The sequence below is a fragment of the Coprococcus intestinalis genome, assembly GCF_023656595.1.
GTDB lineage: Bacteria > Bacillota > Clostridia > Lachnospirales > Lachnospiraceae > Coprococcus_A > Coprococcus_A intestinihominis.
Map to the genome: position 1 here is coordinate 89,160 of NZ_JAMOKJ010000002.1, position 19,771 is coordinate 108,930.

The following is a 19,771-nucleotide window of genomic DNA, read 5'->3' on the forward strand; positions in this document are numbered from 1 at the left end:
GCCAAAGAGCGATGAATAAGAGATAGCTTGTCAATCCTCCAAAAACATACTACAATAAAGTGGACGTGAAATAAAAAGTGATGGATGAGGAGGATGACAAAGTGAAATTAATTTCCTGGAATGTGAATGGCCTTCGTGCAGTTGTGGGTAAAGGCTTTGTAGATATTTTTAATGCGTTGGATGCGGATGTTTTCTGTCTTCAGGAGACGAAGCTGCAGGCAGGACAGATTGAGCTTGATCTGCCGGGATATGAGCAGTATTGGAATTATGCGGAAAGAAAAGGGTATTCCGGAACAGCAGTATTTACCCGTATCAAGCCTTTAAATGTGACTTATGGTATGGGCATCGAGGCGCATGATACAGAAGGACGTATGATTACATTAGAATATGAGACATTTTATCTTATCAATGTGTATACACCGAATTCTAAGGATGAGCTAGCCAGACTTCCATATCGAATGGAATGGGAAGATGATGTGAGAGCGTATCTCAAAAAACTTGAGCAGACAAAACCGGTTGTTCTTTGTGGTGATCTGAATGTGGCACATGAAGAAATCGATCTTAAGAACCCAAAGACCAACCGCAAGAATGCCGGATTTTCAGATGAGGAGCGTGCCAAGATGACGGAACTGCTTTCTGCGGGATTTATTGACACCTTCCGATATTTTTATCCGGATAAAACCGGTGAATATTCCTGGTGGTCGTATCGTTTTAATGCACGTAAGAATAATGCCGGATGGCGCATTGACTATTTTATTGTCTCAGAGGCATTAAAAGATCGTCTGGTATCGGCATCCATTCACCAGGAGATATTCGGTTCGGATCATTGTCCGGTTGAGTTGGAGTTGAAGGAATAGATTTTAAAAGTGTCAATACCTTTTGAATTTAAGTATATCGAACTTTCAATCACTGGTCTTTTGTCCTGTGATTAGACATACACTGTAAAAAATAGCTTCTTCGGAGGATTTTCGTGAAAGATTATATCGAGGAGCGGGCAGTGGAACTGGCTTATTACATAATCAAAACAAAGTCAACGGTACGACAGACGGCCAGGTGTTTTGGTATTTCAAAGTCAACCGTACATAAGGATATTACAGAGAGGCTGGAAGAGATTAATCCGTCTCTGGCATCAGAAACCAGAAAAGTGCTGGATGTCAATAAGGCAGAACGGCACATAAGGGGCGGACTGGCTACAAAAGAGAAATATCTGCATCAGCAGATTTCATAAGAATGCAAAATAAGAAGGAATGAAGTCTGTATTTTGGTTTACAAAAAAGAGAGAGAAGAAGCCAGGAGGGCAGACATATAAGAGATGAATAATGTGTAAAAAACATTAAGAGGTGACAGAAATGAAGCGTTATAAAATTGTTCGAATTGATGAAGCAGATTATGGCTGCGAGGGCAGACCGGATGGCGAAGAAGCCATGGATAGCGTCTGGCTGGAAGATGAGAATGGCGAACGACAGATTGTAAGAGCATCGGACCGGATGCTTTATGACCGCCATTTGGATGAGGGCAGTCTCGTGACTTTTGATGAGAAACATCAGTTGACAGCCTGGTTTGCAAAATAGCGATAGCGAGTCAGTTGGATAAAACCTCATGCACGGTTTGATGAGGGGAAAGAGGGCAAAGCCCTCTAACCTACTCTACAATATTTTACAGTATATTAGAAGAAATAAGCTGATGATAGACCTTCTCACAGCGGATAATATCATCAATCACTACCCATTCGTCCGGCTGATGGGCAGCTTCAAGGCAGCCGGGACCGTAGGACATACAGTTTTGATTATCAAGCTGTCCTGCAATTACTGCGGTATCTGTATAGCCGGTGAAGCAGCTGACTTCCGGTTGATGGCCTGTCACATGATGGCAGGCTTTTTTTAATTCTGTCAGAAGCGGAGAATCCGGGTTCATTTCGATGGGCGGACGGTCACCGGTGATAGTGTAAGCGGCTTTGACACCCGGGACTTTTTCCTCAGCCAGATGGATGGCGTTTTGTACAAATTCGGTTGTTTTTGCTGTGTTCAGAGGCGGTACAGGACGCATATCGATCCACAGCTTACATTGGTCCGGTACAACATAAGGACGATAACCACCGGTGATCTGACCGAACGTGACGGTTGAAATGCCCATATCCGGATGGGAAGGGGCATTAAGAATGTCCTGGCGAAGTGCGCTGATAATTTCAGCCATGGCAGCGATGGCGTCAGCCCCTTTCCATGGGGTGCTGGCGTGGGCAGTATGACCCTCCACATCAATTTCGTACCATGTACGGCCTTTGTGCGCCATCTGGATCTGTCCGTTTGTCGGCTCTGCATCGATGACCCAGTCTTTGGAAGTGACCCAGCCGGACCTTATGCAGGCTTCAGAACCGCGCATAAAGTCTTCCTCATCCATAGAACAGATGAGTTTGAGTGTCCTTTTTGGAGCCTGACCGGAGGCATGGAGTGTTCTGGCTGCCATGATAAAAGCGGACAGGCAGCAGGCCAGACCGGATTTCATATCGCAGGCGCCCCGGCCATAGATTTTCCCGTCCTTTTCAATGGCTTCAAAAGGCGGCAGCGTCCATCCGTCTCCGATGACAACGGTATCCATATGGCAGATCATAACCAGGGCTGGAAGATGCTTGGGCCCGGGAATTTCCGCCATCAGATTCGGACGTCCCGGCAAAACATTCTCCCGGGTAATTAAAACATTAGATAAATCAGATAATTGCTGCTCAATCCAGTCGGCCATGGCTTTTTCATAAGTACCTGGATCGGTACTATCGATCTGAACCATTGCCTTTGTCATGGAGACAGCAGATGTTAAAAGTGACATTGTAAATCCTCCCTGTTTATTTCTACAAAATTCAGTATACGCCGGTTTATTAAATAGTCAATATGACAGGGCAGCAATCTGATAGATTCTTGGATTTTGAAAAACTTCAAGGAACGATTGCGTGTTCATATCCTTCATGTATACATGTCCCTCGTCTGGTTATTTCGTATTTTTCATGGTATACTTGTAGGAAAAGCAAATTTTGATTTAAAATGGGGTTTTAGATATGAAGTTAGTTGAAAAGTTAATCCGGAATAGAATTTTGTCGAAAGAGGAGTTTGTCGAATTGTTGGCGAACACAGATGCAGAGGATAGAGAAATACTTCGAAAAGAGGCGGTACGCCTTCGGGAGAAGTATTACGGACATGATGTTTATATCCGTGGATTGATCGAGTTTACAAATTACTGCAGGAATAATTGTTATTATTGCGGCATCAGAAGGGACAATCGATACCTTGAGCGATACAGGCTGACGAAGGAGGAGATTTTATCCTGTTGTGAGAGCGGTTATCGCCTGGGGTACAGAACCTTTGTCCTTCAGGGTGGCGAGGATCCGTGGTTTAATGATGACAGAATGGAAGATATTGTCCACAGCATCAGAACAGACTATCCGGATTGCGCCATTACCTTGTCCGTCGGTGAGCGTTCACGGGAAAGTTATCAGCGATTAAAAGAAGCCGGGGCAGATAGATATCTGCTTCGTCATGAGACAGCCAATGAGGCACATTACCGAAAATTGCATCCGGAAGAAATGTCCCTGGCCAATCGCAAGGAATGTCTTTATACACTCAAGGAGCTGGGCTATCAGGTGGGCGCAGGTTTTATGGTGGGGGCGCCGGGGCAGACATTTGAATGCCTGGCAGAAGATTTGATTTTCCTGCATGATCTGCAGCCGGAGATGATCGGTATCGGACCGTTTCTGCCGCATCATGAAACGCCGTTTGCCCATGAAGAGAAAGGCAGCTATGATCTGACGATTTATCTTCTTTCCGTTCTCAGAGTCATGTTTCCGAATGTACTTCTGCCTGCAACAACGGCTTTGGGCACTATAAAAGCTACAGGCCGTGAACAGGGAATGCTGGCGGGATGCAATGTGGTGATGCCAAATCTTTCGCCGGTGGCGAACCGTAAACAGTATGAACTGTATGACAACAAGATCTGCACTGGGGATGAGGCAGCGGAATGCAGAGGTTGTATGGAGAATCGTATGGCATCGGTGGGTTATCATCTTGTTGTGGACCGCGGTGATTTCAAACATGCATAAAATGGTCTGAATGTTCTATACTATATCAACAGGTGTGAGCAAACGCCCGCATCGGCAGATTGAATAATCAGAAAAGGCGGTTGTTGGTATGGTTGGATGGATTGTGGCACTGATATCCGGGGTATTAATGAGTATTCAGGGAGTTTTGAATACCGAAGTGACGAAACAGACAAGTTTGTGGGTCAGTACAGGATGGGTACAGCTGTCAGCGTTGATTGTCTGTATTACAGCCTGGCTCATCAGGGACAGAAGCAGTGTGACGGCATTGATGGATGTCAGCCCGAAGTATATGCTTCTTGGCGGTGTGATCGGCGCGTTTATCACCTTGACAGTGATTGTCAGTATGGATCAGCTGGGGCCGGCAAGAGCGGCGCAGCTCATTGTGGTTTCACAGATAGCGGCGGCGTATCTGATTGAACTCTTTGGTCTTTTTGGAGTGGATAAAGCAAATTTTCAGTGGTCAAAAGTCCTGGGACTGGGGCTGTCTATCATTGGCATCATGATCGTGAAATGGAAATAAAGCTGTGGAGATGTCGGTCGCTGATTTGAAAATAAAACCAAAATAAATTTGCAAAATGCTTGTAATCGCACAGGTTATTTTGTAAAATTAAATGTGTGACTTTTGTATATCTGTTCTCTCCGGGGAAGGAGAGATATGGAAAGACTGAAGAACCTTAAAATGCTGCTGACGATTCTATTTATTGCAGCGGCGGGGAGTCTTTTTCTCTATGATGGGAAAAGGACGTCGGATATTCAGTGGCAGACAGCAGAGGAGACGGCATCGGAGACAGAGTGCCTGGACATGACGCCGGAGGAGAATACAGATAAGGCTGAGACAGAAAGTGCATGTGCAGAACCGGAGATGATATATGTTTATATCTGCGGTCATGTCAGACAGCCGGATGTTTATTCATTGGCGGCGGGTACGCGGCTTTATGAGGCGATTGAAGCGGCCGGCGGCGCAGCGGATGATGCTGATCTGCAGCAATTGAATCTGGCAGATCAGTTGACAGACGGCCAGCGCATTTATGTGCCGGCGGAAGGAGAGACAGCAGCTGATCCAGAGTATACAGAAGATGAAGTGTCCAATGGACTTGTGAATATTAATACAGCGACTGCAGAGCAGCTTCAGACACTGCCGGGAATCGGTCAGGCGAAGGCAAACGCCATTGTTGCCTATCGTGAAAACAACGGCAATTTTTCTTCTATAGAAGATCTGAGAAAGGTCCCGGGAATTAAAGAGGGTGTTTTCGGACAGGTTCAGTCGCTGATTTGTGTAAATTGAGGTGTAAGATATGACGAATAAGGTTTTGGTTGTGGATGATGAGAAACTGATTGTCAAGGGTATCAAATTCAGTCTTGAGCAAGATGGAATGGAAGTAACGGCCGCTTATGACGGCAAGGAGGCTTATGAATTGGCCATGCAGAATGATTATGACATTATTCTGCTGGATGTGATGCTTCCGGAATTGAACGGATTTGAAGTTTGCCAGATGATCAGGGAGAAATCGGATGTGCCGATTATCATGCTGACAGCCAAAGGTGATGATATGGACAAGATTCTGGGATTGGAATACGGCGCGGATGATTATGTGACAAAACCTTTTAATATTCTGGAGATCAAGGCACGTATCAAGGCGATCATCCGTCGTACAAAGGGAAGAAAGCAGGAACAGCCTGCAGAGCGTACCATTGTTTCCGGAGAGATGCGCATTGACCTGGACAGCAGAAGAGTCTTTATTGGCGATCGGGAAGTGAATCTGACGGCCAAGGAATTTGACCTGCTGGAACTTCTGATCACGAATCCGAACAAGGTTTTCAACAGAGAGAATCTTTTGAATCTGGTGTGGGGGTATGATTATCCGGGAGATGTCAGAACCGTCGATGTTCATGTCAGACGTTTGAGAGAGAAGATTGAGGCCAGCCCGAGCGAGCCTAAATATATACATACAAAATGGGGTGTTGGTTATTTCTTCCAGAAGTAAGAAAAAGTTCAGAACAGTTTTCAGGAGCATGCATGTTAAGCTCCTGTTTGCGATGATCGCACTGGCGATCATTCCGATTATATTTTTACAGAGTTTTTATATTAATTATATGATGAATCACATCCGGGCCAATCGTGTGGATCTTGTTCGCAATTACGGTGCTCAGATTGCAGAAGAGATGCTGCAGACCGATTATCTGGAAGGTGGCAATTCAGATGTGATTGATGGAGAGATTCGGCAGTTTTCCGGTCTTTATGACGGCCGTATTATTGTGACAAATGCAGATTTTGATGTGAGGATGGATACTTACGGTATGCTGTCGGGCAAGAAACTGGTGTCTGAAGCCGTTGTACAGGCGCTCCAGAACAATGAGCAGTCTTATTATGACAAGGCATCGGATGAAATCTGGCTGACCTATGTGATCAGAGATGACAATGAGGATGATAAGAGCGAGATCCGGGGAATGATCCTCTTTTATATGTCCTGTAAGGATTTGACGGACACTTATGACACCATTACCCAGGCAATCACATTTGTGGTCATCGGCATTGGACTGGTACTTGTTTTCATGTCTCTGGTGATGGCCAGGAGCTTTACAAAACCGTTCAAAGATATGGCGAACTCCATCAACAGGATTTCGGATGGTTTCTTTGATGAGGAAGTGAATCTGACGGGCTTTTCGGAAGTGGAACAGATTTCAGAAGCCTTTAATACGATGCTGCATCGACTGCAGGAACTTGAGAGCTCCAGACAGGAATTTGTTTCCAATGTGTCACATGAATTGAAGACGCCATTGACTTCAATGAAGGTGCTGGCGGATTCTCTGAACATGCAGACGGATGCACCGGTAGAATTGTACCGCGAATTTATGCAGGATATCGGAGAAGAGATTGATCGTGAGAACATCATTATTAATGACTTGCTGTCATTAGTGAAGATGGACAAGACAGAGGCGGATCTGAATATTGCATCCGTGGCGATCAATGATCTGCTTGAGTCTATTTTGAAACGGCTGAAACCGATTGCATCCAAGCGAAATATTGAACTGGTGCTTGAAAGCTACAGGCCGGTAACGGCGGAATGTGACGAGGTTAAGCTGACACTGGCATTATCCAATCTTGTTGAGAATGCTATTAAATATAATGTGGCAGGCGGCTGGGTACAGGTGACGCTGGATGCTGATCATAAGTTTTTCTATGTTACGGTTGATGATTCGGGCATCGGTATACCGGAGGAATACCAGGACAAGATTTTTGAACGCTTTTACAGAGTGGATAAGGCGCGTTCCAGAGAAACCGGGGGAACGGGACTCGGATTGTCAATCACGAAGAATATTATCCAGATGCACCACGGTGCGATCAAGGTAGCCAGTAAAGAGGATGAAGGCACGACATTTTCAGTGAGAATACCGTTGACGTATATCAAGCAGTAAGGAGAGATAAGATGAGAAGAAGTTGGCGCTGTATGGCGGCACTCCTGCTGATGATAATGATTCTTGTCAGCGGCGGGTGTCAGAATATCCGACATCTTTCGGTAAGTCAGAGTGAGAAAGATGATGCGGATACAGGAACAGGTTATAATATTTATTATATTAACAATGATGAGACAAAGATCAAAGCATTTGCTTATCAGCTCAGTTCAACAACGGAGGACGGGATTATCAGTGAGTGTATGGAAGCGCTTGCCGTGTCACCGGATGATAAGAATTATAAAGCGGTTATTGCTTCATCTGTCAAAGTGCAGCAATATCAATACGACAAGGACAGCCGAACATTGACACTCTATTTTTCACAGGAATATGAACAGTTGTCCAGAACATCGGAGATGCTTGTACGGACAGCAATTGTCAAGACGATGACGCAGTTTGGCGGTATTATTGATTATGTTTCTTTCAATGTTGACGGCAGCTGGCTGACAGATTCGAATGGCAATACACTGCGTATGAAGAACTCGGATTATGTTTCGGAGGTAAGCGGCAGTCAGGGGCATGTGAAGGAGGCCAGATTTTGTTTGTATTTTGCAGCAAAAGACGGCAGTGGTCTGGTGAGAATCTACCAGACAATTCACTATCCGGAGACGGAATCTATGGCAGAAGTGGTCGTTAGAACTTTAATGCAGGGCTATCCGTCAGATAAATACAAACCTGTTGTATCCCAGGATACGCTGCTGAAGAGTGTCAGTGTGAATGATGGGTTGTGTCAGTTGGATTTCAGTAAAGAATTCCTGAACAAAATAGACGGACAGGATTTCAGGTTGAATGTCTATGGTATTGTTAATTCGCTGACCGAATTGAGTGATATACAGCGTGTCCGGATAACGGTGGATGGCAAGTTAATAGAGGAAGAACCGGATGGTGTCGTTTTGATGAATGAAATGACAGCAAAACCGGATTTGGTTGTACAATAAAGGAGAATGACATATGTCGAGACCTCTTATGTGGGTTGGGGTCGCATATACACTGGGAGTTATTTGGGCTGCCGGTGATCAGAAGCTCTTTTACGGCACAGCAGGAATTGTGCTTTTTGTATGGATAACAGGCAGAATCAGACAGCCCTGGAAAGAAAAACGGCTGTTTTGGTTGCTGCCTGTTTTTTTCGTGTCGGGTTTTGTCATATTTGATCATGCAATGACAGATGTCAAAGATGCATCTATGGAAAATCAGTTCATACATACAAGGGGAATGATCTGCCAAAGTGAAGCGAAGGAGAAAACACTGGCAGTCACATTGTCGGATGCAGATATCAACGGCCGAAAAAAGAAGCTGCTTCTTTATATGGAAAAAGATGCACCGGTGGCAGTCGGCGATGATATTGAAGTGCGCGGTATACTTGAAAAACCTGAAAGAGCATCCAATCCGGGACAATTTGACGGGGCGTCTTATTATCGTTCAAAAGGCATTGCTTATATCATGCGGCCGGATGGTTATACCATTGTCGGTAAAGGAAATTCTTACCCGGCGTTGCTTGATAAAATAAAGAAATTCTGGTGCGGACGCTATCAATCATTTTTAAACGAGGAAGATGCAGGCGTTGTCCGCGCAGTTCTGACAGGGGATAAAGCAGAAATGGATGAGAAAACAGAGCAGTTGTATATACAGGCGGGCATTGTGCACGTGCTGGCAATTTCGGGGCTGCATATTTCCATCATTGGTATGAGTGTATACACACTTCTCAAGCGTCTGGGGGTGGGGTTGAAGGGCAGTGCGTGCCTTTCGGGGTTTATTGTGCTCAGTTATGGTGTGATGACAGGATTTGGACCGTCAACCGAACGGGCAGTTATTATGTTTCTTGTACGAATGGGAGCTGTTTACCTGGGGTGTACTTATGATTTTCTTTCTGCACTCAGTTTTTCAGTATTGATTCTTTTCGTGAGCCGGCCTCTGTCTATTCTGCAGACAGGTGTCTGGTTTTCTTTTGCAGCGGTGCTGTCTATTGGCGTTCTCTGGCCAGCCATAGAGAAATGTATTCCATGGCAATATGCAAAGACCAGGAATTATAAAATAGAACATTTAAAAAAGTCCATGGGGGTAAAGACAACGATAAGAGAATGGATAGAAAGAATGATACGTTATATAGGCCCATCCGCAGCAGTGACGATAGGAACACTTCCGTTGACGGCATTTTGTTACGGCGCAGTCCCGCTAGTCGGCTTTTTTCTGAATCTGCTTGTATTGCCGCTGATGAATCTGTTTGTACCAATGGCCCTTGGCGCAGGCGGTGTCAGTCTGCTTTCAATCAGCATGGCCGGATTTTGCGGCGGAACGTTGCATTTCATTTTGCAGTTTAATCGATTTTTGTGTGAGAAAATGCTTATTATGCCTTTTTCGGTATGGAGAACAGGCGTGCCGCCGTCAGCGTGGCTATTGATAGACTATGGATTGATGATCGGATTTGCGCTGCTGGCTTTGCCGGAACACAAATGGTTTAAGCATACGGATATCGCAAAAATATTGATTAAAAAGAGTTGGCTGCTGATGTTGGCCGGTCTGTTTATTTTAATTCCCATCAGAAAAATGTATCCGATGGTGGCGTTTATCGATGTGGGGCAGGGTGACGGCATATTTATGCGTACAGCCAATGGGACAACATGGCTGATCGATGGCGGCAGTTCAGATGTCCAAAACGTTGGAAAATACAGAATCATTCCTTTTATGAATTATTATGGAGAGAAAAGCATTGATTATGCCTGTGTGAGCCATGGAGATCAGGATCACATATCCGGTGTTCGGGAACTTTTGCTGGAGAAGAAGATTCGACATCTTGTACTGACAGCGGTCTCCGAAACAGATGAGACCGTTAGGGAACTGGCTGATCTGGCAGTGTCAAATGGCGCGCAAGTCATCTATATTAGTGAAGACACCAGGTGGGAGAGCGGCGGCTGGCAGTTTTGGTGCCTTTATCCCGGGCGGGAAGCAAAAGAAAAGTCTGAGAATGATCAGTCCATGGTGCTGCGGGTGAATGCTTCCGGCACGACATTTTTATTTACCGGCGATATCTCAAGTGAAGTGGAGAATGTCTTGAACAAAGACGGAATATCCGATGTGGATGTTCTCAAAACAGCGCATCATGGTTCCGGATATTCCAGCAGTGAAGAATTTTTGAAGGCATCAAAGGCGAAGATGGCCGTTATATCCTGCGGCAGAAAAAACAGATACGGACATCCGGCGCCGGAAACGCTGGAACGGATGCAGAAAGCCGATATACAGGTCTATATAACAATGAAGACGGGAGCGGTGATAATGCCCTGCAAAAAAGGAAAGTTTCTTCTACAGACATGGTTGAAATAAGACAGAAAAATGTGGTACACTCATAACAGTTGACAAATGGAGGCGTTTATGAAGACATTAAACGAACACTTAAAAACGAAAACATTTAAGAATGTTTATTTATTATATGGGGATGAAGCTTATCTGCGCAATCAGTACAGGGATAAGCTGAAGAAAGCAATGATCAACGAGGGCGATACCATGAATTTTTCCTGTTTTGAGGGCAAGGGTATTGATGAAAAGGAACTGACAGCCATGGCGGATACCGTTCCTTTTTTCAGTGATTACCGGTTGATCATTGTAGAGAACAGTGGATTTTTTAAGACGTCGGGTCATGAGACTCTGGCAGAATATATGAAACATATTCCTGAGACGACATGTATTGTTTTTGTGGAATCTGAGGTGGACAAGCGCAGTAAGCTTTTTAAGGCTGTTTCATCGACGGGATATGCGGCGAACCTGACAATGCCCGGGGATAAACAGCTGATGCTGTGGCTCGGAGGAATTGTTAAGAGGGAGAACAAACTGATTCAGGAACAGACGATGCAGTATTTCCTTCAGTTGGTGGAGCATGATATGAATGGCATGCGCCAGGAGATGGAGAAGCTCATTTGTTATGTGGGGCATCGTCAGGTGATTGAAAAGGCAGACGTGGATGCGGTCTGCTGCGTGTTTGTGGAGAACAAAGTTTTTGATATGATCAGTGCTGTGGCTGAGAAGAATCAGAAACGGGCAATGCAGCTGTATGATGATCTGGTGGCCTTGAAAGAGCCGCCGATGCGTATTTTGTATCTGATGATCAAACAGTTTAATACGCTGTATGAGGTCAGGGATCTTGCAGTGAAGGGATATCCGGCATCGGCAATTGCGGAGAAAACGGCAATTCGGGATTTTATCGTGAAGCGGAATATTTCTCTTGGAAGACATTTTGAGATTACTGCACTCAGAGAGGCCGTGGCATATGGAACGGAGCTGGAAGAGGAGATCAAGACCGGAAGGATTACGGACCGCCTGGCTGTAGAGCTGATGATACAAAAGTACAGCAGGGCATAATGATAAAATGGCTGTGCATGGTGTGCAGCCATTTACCATTTGGAAGAGAATAGGCCGCATGCATGCTTTTGCGTCACTATTTGCAAAAAAAAAGAAGTGTACTGAGGGTTTGTACACTTCTTTTAAGTTTATCTTTACAGATATTAGTTCATCTTATTAACAGCAACTGTCATTCTTCCGATCTTTCTGGAAGAAGTGTTCTTGTGGTAAACACCTTTGGATGTTGCCTTGTCGATGACGCTTGTTGCGCTTAATAAAGCAGCCTTTGCAGCTTCTTTATCACCAGCAGCGATAGCAGCATCTACTTTCTTAACAGCTGTCTTAACACCTGATTTAATCATTTTGTTTCTTAAAGCCTTTGTCTGATTAACAAGGACTCTCTTCTTTGCAGATTTGATATTAGCCAATTCGTACACCTCCAAACGATAATCATTTTATAGATGTGTTATGCATTAACCCGGACACGGACGTCTAATGTAAACATACTTCTATATAATATAAGAGCAGACAAGATTTGTCAAGTATAAAAATAAAAAAGATTGCAAAAAATTAGTAGGGAAGGTGTGAAAAAGATAGAATCAGATAGGAGCTTGATATGGATTTTGTTAATGAGAATATGCACAGTGATCTGGTGATTGAGTATGCGGAGCGCTTTTATAACAGCAGTGAGCATGACGGGCAGCAGCTGCCGGGAGTTGAAATAGAGGAAACGGTTGATCCGGACTATCAGATTAAAGTGATAGATGTGAAGATTGTCGATGCAGAGGGAGAAAAGGTGATCGGAAAACCCATGGGAAGATATATTACAGTTGAGGCGGTGCATTTGCCGGATGGGAATGATGACTATCAACAGGCTGTTACAGGGGTATTGTGCCGTCAGCTGCAGAAGCTGCTGCCGGATCTGAAAGATAAAAAAATTTTGGTGGCAGGTATCGGAAATCGGGAGATCACACCGGATGCCCTGGGGCCCCTTGTTGTGGAACATTTATTTATTACAAGGCATCTGTTTGAAAAATACGGCAGAGATTCGGTGGTTGTGAAGGATATGGGGAATGTATGTGCGGTGATCCCCGGGGTTATGTCACAGACGGGCATGGAAACGGCGGAGATACTGCATGGACTTGTCAGAGAGGTTCATCCGGATCTGTTGATTGCGGTGGATGCACTGGCAGCGAGAAGTATACGAAGGCTGGTAACCACCATTCAGCTGACGGATACAGGGATTCATCCCGGAGCCGGCATCGGCAATAAACGCTATGAATTGTCGGAAAGAAATCTGAGGATTCCAGTAATTGCCGTAGGCATGCCGACGGTCATTGATGCGGCAACAATTGTGGCAGATACGATGGAGTCACTGATAGGGGTCCTTCATCAGAATGAAATGCTGAAAAAAGCGGTGAAAGTGACCGAGCAGTTTAATCATGAAGAAAATTACCTGCTGATGCGTGAATTGATGGAACCGCAAATGTCAAATTTGTTTGTTACGCCAAAGGATATAGATGAAGCCGTAGGAAGAATCAGCTATACCATTTCTGAGGCATTCAATTCCCTGTGCCATCGATTATAATAATCTGTCTGTTTGTGAATATACTGTATAGAAGTGGACAAAGACAGAGAATCGGCTGACAGCAGGGGGGCATGTATGAAGTTAAAAAGGACAGGACTGGTGCGGGTTGGTGCCTGGATATTGACTGGATTACTGGCAGCTGATATCGGGCTGCAGCTTGGTGGAGTTGAGATTGGGAGCAAATGGGAATGGAGAGAGATGGGACGCAGGTTTTCTGAAAGACTTCTCAAAGGTGCCGTCAATCAGGCGAATCTTGCAGCCTTTTATTATGACGGCAAACAAAAAAAGTATAGGGTGGCGGAATATATGCCGTCACCGGAAGATCTGGAGGCTGTTGCAGAGGAAAATACAGCAGTGCTTCTGGAGGATATGGCCGGGGAGAATTCGGAAGCTGTCAGGAAGGCACAGGAAGATAGTGAAAGAGCAGAAACAGAAAGTGAAGCCGGAACAGAATATGTAGAAACGTTGGCCGGTGTCCCTACAGGAGAAATTTATTCGGAAAAAGCATTGATGGATTATGATTTCCTTTTGGGACATTTCTATACAGTGGATCCGACAACATTGGCAAATAGCAAACTTATTAACGGAACGGATCTGCTGCAAAAGGATCTTACCATTGATTTGGATGGAGCAGAACCAAAAATTTTGATTTATCATACACATTCCCAGGAAGGTTATGCAGACAGTGAAGCGGGCAATGCGGATGATACAGTGGTAGGTGTGGGAGAACAGCTGAAAAAAGTGCTGGAGGAAAAATATCATGTGGCAGTCTGCCATGATTTATCTGTCTATGATATGCAAGACGGCAAAGAAGACAGAAATAAGGCTTATTCCCAGGCAGCAGTGGCTGTGCAGAATCTATTGGATGAACATCCTTCAATAGAAGTGACGATCGATTTACATAGAGATGGGGTTCCGGACAATGTGCATCTGGAAACGGAAATAAATGGAAAAAAGACGGCAAAGATCATGTTTTTAAATGGCTTGTGCAGAAATTCGAATGGTGATGTCAATGATTTTGCACAAAACCCGAATTTATCGGACAATCTGGCTTTCAGCCTCCAACTGCAGTTGAAGGCGAAAGCTTATTTTCCTGAACTAGTACGTCACATTTATCTGAGGGCTTATCGGTATAATCTGCATTTCAAGCCGCGTTCACTGCTTGTGGAGGTGGGAGCCCAGAACAATACCGTTGCAGAAGCCAAAAATGCTATGGAACCGCTGGCAGATATCCTGTATGCGGTGCTTTCGGGAAAATAACCTGTTGTACATTTTTGGCTGTGTATGCTATACTTATTCCAGTGAAAAAGCAGGAGGAATGTAAAGTGCATATAGATCAGAGTAAAATAAGAAACTTTTGTATCATTGCCCATATCGATCACGGCAAATCAACACTGGCAGACCGCATCATTGAGAAGACAGGTACTCTGACCAGCCGTGAGATGCAGGCACAGGTACTGGATAATATGGAGCTTGAGCGTGAACGTGGTATTACGATTAAGTCCCAGGCTGTACGTATTGTATACAAAGCCAAGGATGGCGAAGAATATATTTATAACCTTATAGACACACCGGGACATGTGGATTTTAATTATGAGGTCTCACGAAGTCTGGCAGCCTGTGATGGTGCAATTCTTGTTGTGGATGCGGCACAGGGTGTTGAGGCACAGACATTGGCCAATGTTTATCTTGCGTTGGATCATGATCTGGACGTGATGCCGGTCATCAACAAGATCGATCTGCCGAGTGCGGATCCGGACAGGGTTGTCAGTGAGATTGAAGATGTCATCGGTATTGAAGCTGAGGATGCGCCGAGAATTTCAGCAAAGAATGGACTTAATATAGAGGATGTTTTGGAACAGATCATTGTGAAGATCCCGGCACCGACAGGCGACGAGAATGCGCCGTTGAAAGCGCTGATTTTTGACTCTGTTTATGATCCTTATAAAGGGGTTATTGTATTTTTCAGGGTGCGTGAAGGCAGGATCGCCAAAGGCACGAAGGTACGGATGATGGCGACGGGGGCAGAGTTCGAGACAGTGGAAGTCGGTTATTTTGGTGCCGGCCAGTATATTCCGTGTGATGAGTTGTCGGCAGGTATGGTTGGTTATATGACCGCCAGCATCAAGAACCTGAAGGAGACAAGAGTCGGTGATACGATCACCGATGCGGAGAATCCGTGTGCAGAAGCTTTGCCGGGTTACAAGAAGGTGAATCCGATGGTTTACTGCGGCCTCTATCCGGCAGATGGTGCCAAGTATCCGGATCTGAGAGATGCGCTGGAGAAGCTTCAGTTGAACGATGCTTCCTTATATTATGAGCCGGAGACATCGGTGGCTCTTGGATTTGGTTTCCGATGCGGTTTCCTTGGCCTTTTGCATCTGGAGATTATTCAGGAACGTCTGGAAAGAGAATACAATCTTGATCTTGTCACAACGGCACCTTCCGTTGTTTATCGAATCCATAAGACTAACGGCGAGATGATTGAACTGACGAATCCGTCGAATATGCCGGATCCTTCAGAAATAGAATATATGGAAGAGCCGATTGTGTCTGCAGAGATCATGGTGACAACAGATTTTATCGGGCCGATCATGGATCTTTGCCAAGAACGCCGCGGTGTATACCTTGGCATGGAATATATTGAGACAACAAGAGCGTTGATGAAGTACGAGTTGCCGCTGAATGAGATTATTTATGATTTCTTTGATGCATTGAAATCACGTTCGAGGGGATATGCGTCCTTTGATTATGAATTGAAGGGTTATGAACGTTCAGAACTCTGCAAACTGGATATTCTTGTCAACAGAGAGAATGTGGATGCCCTGTCATTTATCGTCTTTGAGGGTTCGGCTTATGAACGCGGCCGCAAGATGTGTGAGAAACTGAAGGAAGAAATCCCGAGACAACTTTTTGAAATTCCGATCCAGGCGGCTATCGGCAGCAAGATTATTGCCCGTGAGACGGTCAGAGCCATGAGAAAGGATGTGCTTGCCAAGTGTTACGGCGGTGATATTTCGCGTAAGCGTAAGCTCCTTGAGAAACAGAAGGAAGGCAAGAAGCGAATGCGTCAGGTAGGCAATGTGGAGATTCCGCAGAAGGCCTTTATGAGCGTGCTGAAACTTGATGAGAAATAATATGGCGGATAAGAACAAACGTCCCCTGGGCTTATACCTGCATTTTCCGTTTTGTGTACGGAAATGCAGGTATTGTGATTTTCTCTCTTTTCCGTCGGATGAAGCTGGACGGGAAATCTATCTGGAACGACTGAAGGAAGAAATCAAAGCCAGGGGAGCAATATATCAGGATTATAATATAGAAACATTATTCATCGGCGGAGGCACGCCGTCATTGATGACCGGGCAGCAATTGACAGAATTGCTGGATACTGTCAGGGTATCCTTCCATGTTTCGCCTGTCGGTGAGTGGACGATGGAATGCAATCCCGGGACAACAGATGCTGAGACACTCAGAATTTATCGGAATGCAGGCATCAACAGACTGAGTTTTGGACTTCAGTCTATGAATGATGAAGAATTGAAATATCTGGGGCGTATTCATACGGCGAAGCAGTTTGCAGAGAATTATCAGGCGGCCAGAAGAGTAGGCTTTGAGAATATCAATATTGATCTTATGTCGGCACTGCCGGGCCAGACAACAGCTTCATGGCTGGATACATTGAATAAGGCAGTAGCATTTGAACCGGAACATTTGTCTGCTTACAGTCTGATTATCGAGGAAGGAACACCGTTCTGGGATCTTTATGGTGATGATCGGAGCGGCGAAGCGGATGTGGACGGCATTATTGCTGATGGTGTGGTCGGGCAGCAGGGAAAGGCAGCAATACTGACATTGCCGGATGAAGACAGCGAGCGGCAGATGTATCATCTGACCAAAAGAATTCTGGCAGAAAAAGGGTATGAACGGTATGAGATTTCTAATTATGCCCGCAAAGGCTTTGAATGCCGGCATAATCTGATATACTGGCAGAGAAAGGATTACCTGGGCCTTGGACTTGGGGCGGCCAGTATGGTGGGCAACAGACGTTTTTCGAATGTATCGGACATGACAAGCTATATGCATGACTGGTCATATTGTCAGGAAGAAATCCTGGACAGAAAGGCCCAGATTGAAGAAACAATGTTTTTGGGACTCAGATGCATGGCAGGCGTATCGGATCGGATGTTTACTGAGAAGTTTGGACAGAGCATGATGGATATTTATGGAGACATTATCAGAAAATATATATCAGAAGGTTTTCTTGTCTTTCATCCATCAGAGGGCAGACTGGCTTTTTCGGAGGCAGGAACAGATGTCAGCAATTGGATTTTGTCGGATTTTCTTCTATAAATAAGAACTTGTAACTGTTCAGAGCCAAGCAAAATTTCAAAAAACAGGTATAAAATGCTTGCATTTTGAGACTGTTTTTGAAATTTTATTTGGCGGATACGCCACACCGACGAAATGTGTAGCATTTTGGAGGTTAGCTCTGAACAGTTACAGGAACTTTATGAAAAAAACAAAAAAATCATCATTTTCCCCTTGACAAAAGGTGACTATGGTGATATTTTTGTATACAGAAGATGTTAGCACTCCAATATGATGAGTGCTAACAATGAAAGGGAGTGAGAAATCGATGGAACTGGATGAACGTAAGATTAAGATTTTGAATGCGATTATACAGACATATCTTGAAACCGGTGAACCGGTTGGCTCGAGAACAATTTCCAGATTCACCGATTTGAAGCTCAGTTCAGCAACAATCAGAAATGAGATGTCGGATCTTGAAGAGATGGGATACATTTTACAGCCGCATACATCAGCCGGACGTATTCCTTCTGATAAGGGCTATCGTTTCTATGTTGACAATCTGATGAAGGTTAAGTCCGAAGAGGTTGTGAGACAGAATGAGGTGATGGTTCAGAAGGTCGACAAGCTCGAACAGGTTCTGAAACAGGTGGTGAAGCTATTGGCAACGAATACGAATTATGCTTCGTTGATCACAGCACCTCAGAGCCAGAAGAACAAGCTTAAGTTTATCCAGCTGACAAGGGTGAATGAAGAACAGATTCTGGCGGTGATGATGCTGGAAGGCAACATCATCAAGAACAAGATTTTGACTGTGGATGAGCTTGTTGAGGAAGAGGAAGTTGTAAAACTGAATCTTCTGCTGAACACTTATCTTCAGGGGCTGAGCCTTCAGGAAATCAATATGGAACTGCTTCAGACAATGAAGCGGCAGGCACAGGGACATCGTAAGATTATCGGTGATCTGATTGATACGATTGTTGAAGCAATTCAGGAAGAGGATGATACCGAGATTTACACAAGCGGTACAACGAATCTGCTGAAGTATCCTGAGCTGGCAGACAGAGAGAAGGCAGGACAGCTTTTATATACGCTGGAAGAGAAACAGGGACTTAATGAACTGATTACAGCAGGTGAGAATGATGAGAATAAGCATGGCATTCAGGTTTATATCGGATCGGAATCACCGGTTCAGTCCATGAAAGACTGCAGTATCGTTACAGCAACTTATGAATTGGAAGAAGGCGTACAGGGAACGATAGGTATTATCGGACCGAAACGAATGGATTATAAGAAGGTTGTGAATAATCTGGAAACAGTGATGACACAGCTGGATACAATATTTAAGAAAGACAAGAAAGAATAAGAGGTGACAGGCTTTGGCAGAGAATCAGAATAAAGAGAAAGATTTAGAACAGCCGGTTAAAGAGCAGGAAGAAACGACAGAGGCAGCAGCCGAAGAGAAAGAGACTTCCGAAACACCTGAAGCTGAAGAGAAAGAATCAGCGGAAGAGGTACCGGAGAAGAAGTCAAAGTTCTTCAAGAAAGATAAGAAGGATAAGAAAGACGCAGAGATCGAAGAACTGAAAGATCGTCTGGTTCGCCAGATGGCAGAATTTGATAATTATAGAAAACGTACTGACAAGGAGAAGAAACAGAATTATGAAATCGGTGCTTCTGATTTCATTCTGAAGATTCTTCCGGTGGTTGATAATTTTGAAAGAGGTCTCGGAGCCATGACAGATGCAGATAAGGAGTCTTCATTTGCACAGGGTATTGAGATGATCTACAAGCAGCTGACAAAGGTGCTTGAGGATGAAGGCGTGACAGTGATTGAGGCCCAGGGCAAAGAATTTGATCCGATGCTTCACAATGCGGTTATGCAGCAGCCGAGTGAAGAATATGAATCAGGTATTGTGATCCAGGAACTTCAGAAAGGCTACAAGTACAAGGACAAAGTCCTCAGACACAGCATGGTTATGGTTGCTGAATAAGAATAAGACAACAAG

General features: G+C 44.7%; 19 protein-coding genes. 17 read left to right on the forward strand and 2 right to left on the reverse strand.

The window, feature by feature from the left end; genetic code table 11:
• The first annotated feature begins 80 nt into the window (after positions 1-80).
• The 3 genes from NBH03_RS01820 (at position 81) to NBH03_RS01830 (ending at position 1,571) form a co-directional block, all read left to right on the forward strand.
• Positions 81-857, forward strand: coding sequence for an exodeoxyribonuclease III (locus tag NBH03_RS01820; RefSeq protein WP_284703414.1), 777 nt, complete (start codon positions 81-83; stop codon positions 855-857).
• A gap of 113 nt (positions 858-970) precedes the next feature.
• Positions 971-1,228 carry a sporulation transcriptional regulator SpoIIID gene (spoIIID, locus tag NBH03_RS01825; RefSeq protein ID WP_117527405.1) on the forward strand — a complete coding sequence of 86 codons (258 nt, stop codon included), beginning with the start codon at positions 971-973 and terminating at the stop codon, positions 1,226-1,228.
• Between the two features lie 121 nt (positions 1,229-1,349).
• Positions 1,350-1,571: a hypothetical protein gene (locus NBH03_RS01830; protein ID WP_215689558.1), complete on the forward strand. Its 222-nt coding sequence runs from the start codon at positions 1,350-1,352 to the stop codon at positions 1,569-1,571.
• Between the two features lie 85 nt (positions 1,572-1,656).
• On the opposite strand, the gene NBH03_RS01835 is transcribed toward NBH03_RS01830, so the two are convergent.
• Complete coding sequence (locus NBH03_RS01835) at positions 1,657-2,820, reverse strand: M20 family metallopeptidase (RefSeq protein ID WP_250796545.1); 1,164 nt, start codon at positions 2,818-2,820, stop codon at positions 1,657-1,659.
• 226 nt (positions 2,821-3,046) lie between these two features.
• On the opposite strand from NBH03_RS01835, the gene hydE reads away from it, so the two are divergent.
• The 8 genes from hydE (at position 3,047) to holA (ending at position 11,887) form a co-directional block, all read left to right on the forward strand.
• Entirely contained in the window at positions 3,047-4,084 is a 1,038-nt protein-coding gene (hydE, locus tag NBH03_RS01840; RefSeq protein WP_215689556.1) for a [FeFe] hydrogenase H-cluster radical SAM maturase HydE, read from the forward strand.
• A gap of 88 nt (positions 4,085-4,172) precedes the next feature.
• The gene (locus NBH03_RS01845) at positions 4,173-4,604 is read left to right on the forward strand and encodes a DMT family transporter (RefSeq protein ID WP_015514610.1); all 432 of its coding nucleotides are present in this window, start codon (positions 4,173-4,175) and stop codon (positions 4,602-4,604) included.
• Between the two features lie 135 nt (positions 4,605-4,739).
• Positions 4,740-5,369 carry a ComEA family DNA-binding protein gene (locus NBH03_RS01850; RefSeq protein ID WP_215689555.1) on the forward strand — a complete coding sequence of 210 codons (630 nt, stop codon included), beginning with the start codon at positions 4,740-4,742 and terminating at the stop codon, positions 5,367-5,369.
• A gap of 10 nt (positions 5,370-5,379) precedes the next feature.
• On the forward strand, positions 5,380-6,069 hold the full coding sequence (locus tag NBH03_RS01855; protein ID WP_117539008.1) for a response regulator transcription factor: 690 nt from the start codon (positions 5,380-5,382) through the stop codon (positions 6,067-6,069).
• A 28-nt stretch (positions 6,070-6,097) separates the two neighbouring features.
• Entirely contained in the window at positions 6,098-7,501 is a 1,404-nt protein-coding gene (locus NBH03_RS01860; protein WP_117527409.1) for a sensor histidine kinase, read from the forward strand.
• A gap of 11 nt (positions 7,502-7,512) precedes the next feature.
• Positions 7,513-8,475: a GerMN domain-containing protein gene (locus NBH03_RS01865; protein ID WP_015514607.1), complete on the forward strand. Its 963-nt coding sequence runs from the start codon at positions 7,513-7,515 to the stop codon at positions 8,473-8,475.
• Positions 8,476-8,488: 13 nt separating this feature from the next.
• Entirely contained in the window at positions 8,489-10,855 is a 2,367-nt protein-coding gene (locus NBH03_RS01870) for a DNA internalization-related competence protein ComEC/Rec2 (protein WP_250796546.1), read from the forward strand.
• Positions 10,856-10,903: 48 nt separating this feature from the next.
• Positions 10,904-11,887, forward strand: a complete 984-nt coding sequence (gene holA / locus NBH03_RS01875) for a DNA polymerase III subunit delta (RefSeq protein ID WP_215689552.1) — start codon at positions 10,904-10,906, stop codon at positions 11,885-11,887.
• Between the two features lie 143 nt (positions 11,888-12,030).
• On the opposite strand, the gene rpsT is transcribed toward holA, so the two are convergent.
• A complete protein-coding gene (gene rpsT, locus NBH03_RS01880; RefSeq protein WP_215689551.1) occupies positions 12,031-12,294 on the reverse strand; it encodes a 30S ribosomal protein S20 in 264 nt (87 codons plus the stop codon).
• A 188-nt stretch (positions 12,295-12,482) separates the two neighbouring features.
• On the opposite strand from rpsT, the gene gpr reads away from it, so the two are divergent.
• The 6 genes from gpr to grpE all read left to right on the forward strand — a co-directional run bounded on the left by gpr (position 12,483) and on the right by grpE (position 19,756).
• Complete coding sequence (gpr, locus tag NBH03_RS01885; RefSeq protein WP_227081949.1) at positions 12,483-13,454, forward strand: GPR endopeptidase; 972 nt, start codon at positions 12,483-12,485, stop codon at positions 13,452-13,454.
• A 75-nt stretch (positions 13,455-13,529) separates the two neighbouring features.
• Positions 13,530-14,714 carry a stage II sporulation protein P gene (gene spoIIP / locus NBH03_RS01890; RefSeq protein WP_015514603.1) on the forward strand — a complete coding sequence of 395 codons (1,185 nt, stop codon included), beginning with the start codon at positions 13,530-13,532 and terminating at the stop codon, positions 14,712-14,714.
• A gap of 65 nt (positions 14,715-14,779) precedes the next feature.
• Positions 14,780-16,591 carry a translation elongation factor 4 gene (gene lepA / locus NBH03_RS01895; RefSeq protein WP_117527421.1) on the forward strand — a complete coding sequence of 604 codons (1,812 nt, stop codon included), beginning with the start codon at positions 14,780-14,782 and terminating at the stop codon, positions 16,589-16,591.
• A gap of 1 nt (position 16,592) precedes the next feature.
• Positions 16,593-17,804, forward strand: coding sequence for a radical SAM family heme chaperone HemW (gene hemW / locus NBH03_RS01900; protein ID WP_250796547.1), 1,212 nt, complete (start codon positions 16,593-16,595; stop codon positions 17,802-17,804).
• Positions 17,805-18,090: 286 nt separating this feature from the next.
• A complete protein-coding gene (hrcA, locus tag NBH03_RS01905) occupies positions 18,091-19,128 on the forward strand; it encodes a heat-inducible transcriptional repressor HrcA (protein ID WP_250796548.1) in 1,038 nt (345 codons plus the stop codon).
• Positions 19,129-19,141: 13 nt separating this feature from the next.
• Positions 19,142-19,756 carry a nucleotide exchange factor GrpE gene (gene grpE / locus NBH03_RS01910; RefSeq protein WP_250796558.1) on the forward strand — a complete coding sequence of 205 codons (615 nt, stop codon included), beginning with the start codon at positions 19,142-19,144 and terminating at the stop codon, positions 19,754-19,756.
• Positions 19,757-19,771: the final 15 nt, after the last annotated feature.

Excerpts from the sequence above, each read along its gene's own strand:
- NBH03_RS01820 (WP_284703414.1), top strand. The coding sequence starts at position 81 with ATGGATGAGGAGGATGACAAAGTGAAATTAATTTCCTGGAATGTGAAT.
- NBH03_RS01830 (WP_215689558.1), top strand. The coding sequence starts at position 1,350 with ATGAAGCGTTATAAAATTGTTCGAATTGATGAAGCAGATTATGGCTGC.
- NBH03_RS01835 (WP_250796545.1), bottom strand. The coding sequence starts at position 2,820 with ATGTCACTTTTAACATCTGCTGTCTCCATGACAAAGGCAATGGTTCAG.
- hydE (WP_215689556.1), top strand. The coding sequence starts at position 3,047 with ATGAAGTTAGTTGAAAAGTTAATCCGGAATAGAATTTTGTCGAAAGAG.
- NBH03_RS01845 (WP_015514610.1), top strand. The coding sequence starts at position 4,173 with ATGGTTGGATGGATTGTGGCACTGATATCCGGGGTATTAATGAGTATT.
- NBH03_RS01850 (WP_215689555.1), top strand. The coding sequence starts at position 4,740 with ATGGAAAGACTGAAGAACCTTAAAATGCTGCTGACGATTCTATTTATT.
- NBH03_RS01855 (WP_117539008.1), top strand. The coding sequence starts at position 5,380 with ATGACGAATAAGGTTTTGGTTGTGGATGATGAGAAACTGATTGTCAAG.
- NBH03_RS01860 (WP_117527409.1), top strand. The coding sequence starts at position 6,098 with ATGCATGTTAAGCTCCTGTTTGCGATGATCGCACTGGCGATCATTCCG.
- NBH03_RS01865 (WP_015514607.1), top strand. The coding sequence starts at position 7,513 with ATGAGAAGAAGTTGGCGCTGTATGGCGGCACTCCTGCTGATGATAATG.
- NBH03_RS01870 (WP_250796546.1), top strand. The coding sequence starts at position 8,489 with ATGTCGAGACCTCTTATGTGGGTTGGGGTCGCATATACACTGGGAGTT.
- holA (WP_215689552.1), top strand. The coding sequence starts at position 10,904 with ATGAAGACATTAAACGAACACTTAAAAACGAAAACATTTAAGAATGTT.
- gpr (WP_227081949.1), top strand. The coding sequence starts at position 12,483 with ATGGATTTTGTTAATGAGAATATGCACAGTGATCTGGTGATTGAGTAT.
- spoIIP (WP_015514603.1), top strand. The coding sequence starts at position 13,530 with ATGAAGTTAAAAAGGACAGGACTGGTGCGGGTTGGTGCCTGGATATTG.
- hemW (WP_250796547.1), top strand. The coding sequence starts at position 16,593 with ATGGCGGATAAGAACAAACGTCCCCTGGGCTTATACCTGCATTTTCCG.
- hrcA (WP_250796548.1), top strand. The coding sequence starts at position 18,091 with ATGGAACTGGATGAACGTAAGATTAAGATTTTGAATGCGATTATACAG.